Source organism: Antarcticimicrobium sediminis, from assembly GCF_004348975.1.
Taxonomy (GTDB): domain Bacteria; phylum Pseudomonadota; class Alphaproteobacteria; order Rhodobacterales; family Rhodobacteraceae; genus Antarcticimicrobium; species Antarcticimicrobium sediminis.
In genome coordinates this window covers 1-7,126 of record NZ_SMFP01000040.1, presented here as the reverse complement: position 1 = coordinate 7,126, position 7,126 = coordinate 1, and the positions used below count along the sequence as shown (strand labels likewise).

Below are 7,126 nucleotides of genomic sequence, written 5' to 3'. Positions count from 1 at the left end.
CCGTGCCAATCGACACCGTGTCGAGGAACACCTCGACCTGCGCCCCGGCCTCTCCCGTGCCGCGGATCACCAGCGTGGCGTCCGAGGTCACCCCGTCGCCCGCCGTCCCGGTATCATCGCTGATGCCGGTGACCACGGGCACCCCGGGCGCCGCGCCGTCCACCCGCACGGCGAACCCTGCGGATCTTTCTGATGGAACACCGCCGGTCGCGGCAGATGTTGCTGTCGCGGTGAAAACATAGTCGCCGTCTGCCAGAACTGTACCGGTGTGATCAAAGCTCCAGCTGCCCGATCCATTTGCTGTCGTCGTGCCGACGGAGGCGCCATCAAGAAACACTTCAATCGTCGCGTCCGCGACAGAGGTGCCACCCAGTATCAGCGTCGTATCATTGGTCAGATGATCGGATGCGCTTGACCCTGTATCGTCGGAAATCGCGGTGATGGAGGGCGCAGAAAGCGGTTCATCCACGATCGTAATGGCCAAAGAACGTGTCGTAACATTCCCGGCCGTATCGACAGCACGGATCTCTACTGTATATGGCCCGGCAGTTGCATAGGGCACGTCTTGCGTGATCTGCATCGCAACAGAGCCATCCGTGCTGACGGGTCCGGTCACGAACCCGCGCCCATCGCCCCAATCGATCAGAATCTGCGCCCCTGCTTCGACCTGGGCCTCAATTGTGGGTGTGGTGTCGGATGTGATGTTGTCACTGTCGGAGGTGCCGGTATCGGAGGCGGCGGTCAGATCAAGTGCGGAAACCGTCGGCGCGGTGGTGTCGATGGTAACGCCCAGCGTCCGCGTCGTGGCGTTCCCTGCGGTATCCGTTACCCTCAGGGAGACCGTATAGGGTCCATCACTGGCATAGCCCGGAGCGGTCAGGGTCTGTGCCGCCCCGGTTCCGGTGCCGGCGGACACGAAGCCATCTCCGGTGCCCCAGTCGACCTCCAACGTCGCTCCCGCCTCGGCCGTGAAGGTGAAGGTTGGGGTGTCGTCCATGGTCATGTTGTCGCTGTCGGAGGTACCGGTATCGGAGGCAGCGGTCAGATCAGGTGTGCTTGGAGCCGGCGGGGTATCGTCAATCGTCACCCTGAGCGGAGTTGAATCGACCGACACGTTGCCGGCCTTGTCCACGGCGCGCGCGATCAGGTCATGGTCGCCTTCACTCAAGACGGACGTCATGAGGTTCCAGCCCCCCGACGTCGACACGCCAACATACCCCACCTGCGTTGGGCCGTCGTAAAGGAAAACGGTGGTGCCGAGCTCGGCGGTGCCGGTCAGCCTGGGCAGGAAATCGTTGGTAATCCGGTCGGTCGAAGAGCTGCCGGTATCGTCGGAAATGGTGCTGCTGATGACAGGCGCGGCGGGAGCCGTGGTGTCGATGGTGAACGATTTTCCGCTTAGCTGAATAGTGTTTCCGGCCAGATCAATAGCACGAAAGGAAAGGGGTTGGTTCGTCACATCCGCCTGCGTTGGAAGCGTTGCAGACCAATTTCCGGCCCCGTCCACATATGTCGTGACCACCGGGGACCCGGATCCGTTACTGAGAAGCACATCAATCTTTGCACCGACCTCCCCCGTACCCTCGATTGTCGGGGTCGTATCATTGGTCACCATGTCGGTCTGTAACGACCCGGTATCACTGGCCGCCGTGAAACTTCCGATGGGCAGCACTTGGGTGCGGTCATAGGTAAAGGAGACGGACTTGACCGTGCTCTCCCCGTCCTTGGTGGAGCGGACCTGAACCGTCTTATCCTCTAGGATGTTGGAATCGTAAGCATTGGGGTTGGTAAATTGCTGGGACGCACCGGTTCCATCAGCCACGGATTGGAAGCCGCGCCCGTCATCCCAATCAATCTCAAGCGTGTCACCCGACCCTGCCGTAAACTCGATCGTCGGTGTCGCGTCGGCGGTGTAGTTGTCGGAGGAGGAAGAGCCGGTATCAGACGCAGCTGTCAAATCGATTGCAGACAGGTTTGGTCCTGCAACGGTGACGGAAAGCGAGTCACTAAGGCTCGAAGCGTCTCCCCCCATGCGCGATCCGGCCATGAAATTGTATACGCCGTCCGGCAGAACACCGTCCGACCCAGAGGGATAAGCGCCCCCATCCCCTACTGTCAGGGTCCAGTTGCCGCTGGCCGGGATCGCGGCCAAATAGGCAACCGTGCCAACACCAGCGAAATCCGTGATCTCGATGGACGCACCCGGTGTGCCGGTTCCATAAAACGTAAGCGTCCGGTCTGCCGTGATCCCGTCGCCCGAGGTGCCCGTATCAGACGTATATCCGGTGATTGTCGGTGTAGAGAGTGCGACCATGATCAGTTCGTCCTAAATTTTGCGCTGTGCAATGTGGCACATTACTTGTGACTGATGTCACGCTTGGCTCTATCGAGCGCCGTGCGCGACCGTTGGAAAGGAATTTGCCCGCCTCGTAGGTTTCGACTCTACTGGAAAGCGTTCAAGTCTGTTGACACCGCACTCCAAACAACAAACGCGCTGCCGATCCCGTGACGGAGTAAGGCGGCGTCTTGAACGGCTTTGACTTGAGGGGGCTTTTCAAGCCAGAAACGGTGCATTGCTGCCCAGGGTAGATGCCAGCAACTTCTGGGTGCAAAGCCAGTTGAAACGGTGCGGCGTCGTCTCCAGCGTTTTGCCAGATCGGACGAGATGACTTTGCAGCGCATCTTTGATGCGACCCCGGAAACGCTTGCCCATTCCGTCGGACAGTGGTGATTTCGGTGGGATTATCAACGCGGTCACGGCGCCGCCACATATAAACGGACGGCCCCTTCGTCCAGTATCGGCCAGCCAGACCCGAAGCAGGCTTGCCCCTGGCCCGGATCGCCGCCCGAACCTTCAGCGTCGACGTTTGACTATAAAGACGGATCAACAGGCGCTCCTCCCCCGTTTCGAACGCCCCTCAGAGCCGACCTTGCAAGGAAAAGGACGAACCGCCAAGGGGAGTACTGATCAACCGGGATGGAACGCTTTTGCCCCCAATTCTGCGTTCGGGCTTGCCAGCGAAACATCCCATCCTCAAGATGTCTAACGGGGTTGCCCTCTGACTTCTATGTATGGATCCATACATGGTGGACGTTTTTGATGAGTATCCCCATCACATCGTTCGAGACAGGCACTTCTGCCTTCCTACCCTCTAAAGGCTCTGAGTATGACGGCTTCGACCTGCCATTCCATTTTGATCCTAGAAGACCAAAAGCACACCGTCGATCAGGTACGCCATGCGATTATGCAGACAACAGACCTTCAGGTGGTCGGTGTCGCCACGACGCTGCAAGAAGGCCTGAGCAAGCTGGCGACGCTACGTCCAGATTTTGTGCTGACAGACCTAGGATTGCCCGATGGATCGGGCATTGATGTCATTCGCGCCGCCCACGCCGCCAGTTGGACCTGTGACACGATGGTCTTTAGTGTCTTTGGAGACGAACGCCGAGTCATCGCAGCAATCCGAGCTGGCGCCAAGGGATACATCCTGAAAACGCACAGTCCCGACAGTATCGTGCAAGATATCAGGGATGTCATTTCCGGTGGATCCCCGATGACACCGAAAATCGCGCGTTATCTCCTTGGGCTATTGAGCAATACAGCCGAACCTGCTGAGAAACCGGTTTTTAATTTAACACTACGAGAACACGAAATTCTTGGATATATCGCACGAGGATACAAACGATCGGAAGTGAGTGCGCACCTAAATATCAGCGTCGGAACAGTCGGAAATCACATCCACAGCATTTATCGCAAGCTAGAAGTCAGCTCCAATATAGAAGCCGTAGCAATGGCAACGCGAACGGGACTTATTTGAATCTCACCTCCAAATTAAACTCCGCCGCCGCGCTAGCTATTAGCGCCATAGCTATGCTTTTGTTTGTCACCATATTTTATGTATTGACACCCCCAAGACCGGATAAAATTCAAGATACCCGCCTACTGGTTCACGCGAAGCGATGCACCGAAACAGAATCTAAACAGATTTTTTGTGAAGACGTTCACTTGCCGGATAGCTTGGATACAAAAAAAACAGTTGCGCCAAGCCGCGCAACATATCACTTCACTGTTTCCGCTGCGGATTTCTCCGGCACCTATCCTGCCATATTCCTGAAAAAGTTTACTGACACTGCCGAGATATCAGTAAACGGTTCCCTATTGACTCCACCAATTTCCGCACAATCACGCAACTGGAACCAACCGCTATACGCCGTCGTGCCTCCGGCTATATTAAACCAAGGCGCCAACGAAATTTCAATAACGTTGTCTGCAAATTGGGCGGATATCATACACTTGTTTCCCGTCCAAATTGGAGATTCGTATGCACTTCACATTCAATATGACCTCTCAATGATATACCGCGCCGGTATGCCGCGGATCGGGTTGGGCCTAGCTCTTTTTGGCAGTGTTTTCTTTGCCGCCTTAAGCGTTTTACAACAGGACATTTTTAGCTACCGTTGGCTTACTGCTATATGCGTAGCAAACGCTGTATTTCTAATCCACCCCGTATTCCGAATCGACCCCCTTCCGTATCGCATCTGGTTGATTTCTTGGACATCTGCGATTCACTTTCAAATCTACGCCCTCCATCGATTTGCCTCACTCTACACCGGGCGTCGTGAAGTTTTTACGGAGCGCGTTTGGCTTACATTTCTAACTCTTGGAAGTCTTGTCTTCCTACTGGGCCCTCGATCAGCGGGCAGGGATGTATTGTTGTGGATGGGATTATCTTCGATTGTGTTTGCTCTATCTTCCATATCGCAGCTCTTGAAGAGCACAAACATAAGGCAACGCAGAATTCAACTTTTCCTTTTTGTGATACTTTCTTCCATTTTGGCACTAGGTGTAACCGAATTTTTACGCCAAATCGGATGGGCCACATTTAAGAACACAGAGGTTTATCAATTTGCACCAATCCTACTCTTTGCGGCCATACTTTTTATACTTGCCCACAACCTGCTTGTCGCCGAAAATCGAAATTCGCGATTACTTGCCAAGTTAAGGCAAAAAGTCATCGGCCGCACCCGCGAGTTGGGGACATCACGTTTGCAGTTGATCGAAGCGGGTCGCCGGGCGGTGAGAGAGGAAGAACGCCAACGGATTCTACTGGATTTGCATGATGGCATCGGCGGGCAATTGGTCAACGTACTCGCCTATATGTCGATGCAACCAAATCAGGACCTCACCCTTCGCAAAGCGCTTGAAGCCGCATTGATGGACCTTTCACTCATCATCGACAGTCTGGAAACGGAGAATAGTGTATCGACTCTTCTTGGAACCTTACGCGAACGTGTTGAGCCACTTTTAAACAGACATAATTTGAAATTCGATTGGCAAATAGAGGCGGAACCGATTTTACCAGTTGAAGGGCCATCTCAAAATTTGCTTCTTTTGCGAATCGTTCAAGAGGCGTTCACGAACATAGTAAAGCACGCAAAGGCAACAATTGTTCTAGTTCAGGTCACTGAAAATATGATAAAGATTCAAGATAACGGCATTGGGTTTGATGTTGTTTCACTTGCCAAACAGGAAGACATGGTAATTAGACACGGATTGATCAGCATGAAGCGGAGAGCAGAGGCACTTGGATCTCAACTAAAGGTGGATTCTAATACAGAGGGGACAAGTGTCACTCTATTTTGGGAAATAGGGACTCTGTCGCGCGAATTGCCTGACAACTGCACTTCCCCTATCCCCGAACAGACTTACACCAAGACCTCAGTGACGGGTATGCCGAACGCGGTGTAGCCGTTCAGGACGGCTATGCGGGTTGAAGTTCGGCAACCTGGCGATTGAAGTCCTGCGCCATGATGAGCCTCTGCCCCAGCAATTTCACACTGTACATCTTCGTTTCGACACGGCTTCGGCGGTGGCAACCGCTCCAGTTTCTCCAGAGTGCCCGGCCGAGATATTTCGGCGCCCGCAGAGCTTCGTTTCGTGCAAGCGCGAGGCTCTATTGATGGCATGGATGCCCCCTCCCGACGCCATCGCAATCTGCACCGCTGACCCGCTGCGCGCCAGTTCCTTCTGCAACTCCAGAGACGAGGTGGTGAAGGCGGTTTCAAACGATTCGAACCCATACCGGCATTGGGTAAACGGATCTTTGCGCAGCACAGACTGCACCATCGCGGTCAGCCCGTCGTGCCCTTTGCGGAAGTCCACAGGCGCGGTCGCTATCAGAATGCGCACCCGGTTGGATGGGAAAATCATGCGCCGGCTCCAAGCGCGCGGCACGATGTCCGCAATCCGGCGCGCGGGCATGGCCCCGTCCAACCGGAGAGTGACTGACCCCGCCATGATCTCGAGCCGGTTCAGGTTCTAGCGCAGGCGGAGAGGGCTCAACATCAAACACCACCAGCGGGGCAAAGCCTGTCTGCGCCTCTGGCGCCGGCAAAACAAGATTCCCATCCCTGGCCATTCGCCGCCACGACGACAGGTGGTTCGCCCGCAGATCATACCTGCGCGCCACGTCGTTCACCGTCGCACCCGGCACCAGCGTTTCCGCCACAATCCGCGCCTTCACATCATCCGGCCACCGGCGATGCCCCGTCTGTGAAACCTCGGCGCCCAAACGTTTGAGAAACTCTCTCGTAGTCTCCATGGAGAAACTCACTTCCTGCTGTCCAACAGGCATTGAGTCTCAAATCATGCTGAAATCAGGAAGGTAGGCTTCAGACACCGCATACGGTCGTCTGCCTGAGCGCCATGCCGAACAGCACCTTCATCCCTTCTCGGGCATTGTGTCTCAATGCCTTGCCAGGCAATGGTCAGGCAGGTCTGGATGGCGGCGTCGCTATAGGTGGGCTGTCGGCCACGCTTGCCGGTCGGCTTAGCCTCCCACGTCATCTTGGGATCGAACCAGATTGTCAGCGAGCCCCGGCGCTTAAGCGCTTCGTTGTAGGAAATTCCAGTTCGTCGTGCGGTAGCGGGCAGGTTCGGGCTTGCCCATACCCAGCCCCTTAACCTACCGGATTCGCGAGGTGAATCCTTCCGGCGCAGAGTTCTGCAACATATGTAACCGCCCCAAACGCAAGAGGGATTTCGGAGCTTTTCTGACGCGTCGTCGGGTGCTGACATATGTCCGGCCTCAAGATGCGACCTCACAGATGTCGCGGGCCCCGATGG

General features: G+C 55.5%; 6 protein-coding genes and 2 pseudogenes. 2 read left to right on the top strand and 6 right to left on the bottom strand.

Features of this window, described 5'->3' with window-relative positions; translation table 11 throughout:
• Together E1B25_RS21705 and E1B25_RS22315 are read right to left on the bottom strand one after the other, a co-directional pair.
• On the bottom strand, positions 1 to 2,314 hold a 2,314-nt coding region (locus tag E1B25_RS21705; RefSeq protein ID WP_206338616.1), incomplete at its 3' end, for an Ig-like domain-containing protein.
• Positions 2,315 to 2,554: 240 nt separating this feature from the next.
• A complete protein-coding gene (locus tag E1B25_RS22315; RefSeq protein ID WP_165937730.1) occupies positions 2,555 to 2,713 on the bottom strand; it encodes a hypothetical protein in 159 nt (52 codons plus the stop codon).
• A gap of 454 nt (positions 2,714 to 3,167) precedes the next feature.
• On the opposite strand from E1B25_RS22315, the gene E1B25_RS21700 reads away from it, so the two are divergent.
• Together E1B25_RS21700 and E1B25_RS21695 are read left to right on the top strand one after the other, a co-directional pair.
• On the top strand, positions 3,168 to 3,818 hold the full coding sequence (locus tag E1B25_RS21700) for a response regulator (RefSeq protein ID WP_132831652.1): 651 nt from the start codon (positions 3,168 to 3,170) through the stop codon (positions 3,816 to 3,818).
• A 53-nt stretch (positions 3,819 to 3,871) separates the two neighbouring features.
• Complete coding sequence (locus E1B25_RS21695) at positions 3,872 to 5,749, top strand: ATP-binding protein (protein ID WP_132831651.1); 1,878 nt, start codon at positions 3,872 to 3,874, stop codon at positions 5,747 to 5,749.
• Here E1B25_RS21695 and E1B25_RS21690 read toward each other — a convergent pair.
• The 4 genes and pseudogenes from E1B25_RS21690 to E1B25_RS21675 form a co-directional block, all read right to left on the bottom strand.
• Positions 5,707 to 5,948, bottom strand: a pseudogene (locus E1B25_RS21690) (IS5/IS1182 family transposase); the annotation flags it as partial. The gene E1B25_RS21695 and the pseudogene E1B25_RS21690 overlap by 43 nt on opposite strands.
• The gene (tnpB, locus tag E1B25_RS22435) at positions 5,834 to 6,178 is read right to left on the bottom strand and encodes an IS66 family insertion sequence element accessory protein TnpB (RefSeq protein WP_280960259.1); all 345 of its coding nucleotides are present in this window, start codon (positions 6,176 to 6,178) and stop codon (positions 5,834 to 5,836) included. The pseudogene E1B25_RS21690 and the gene tnpB, both read right to left, overlap by 115 nt.
• Positions 6,063 to 6,602: an IS66-like element accessory protein TnpA gene (gene tnpA, locus E1B25_RS22685; protein ID WP_245510821.1), complete on the bottom strand. Its 540-nt coding sequence runs from the start codon at positions 6,600 to 6,602 to the stop codon at positions 6,063 to 6,065. Before tnpA ends, tnpB begins: the two co-directional genes overlap by 116 nt.
• An 85-nt stretch (positions 6,603 to 6,687) precedes the next feature.
• Positions 6,688 to 6,950: pseudogene (locus E1B25_RS21675) on the bottom strand (transposase); the annotation flags it as partial.
• Between the last annotated feature and the right edge of the window lie 176 nt (positions 6,951 to 7,126).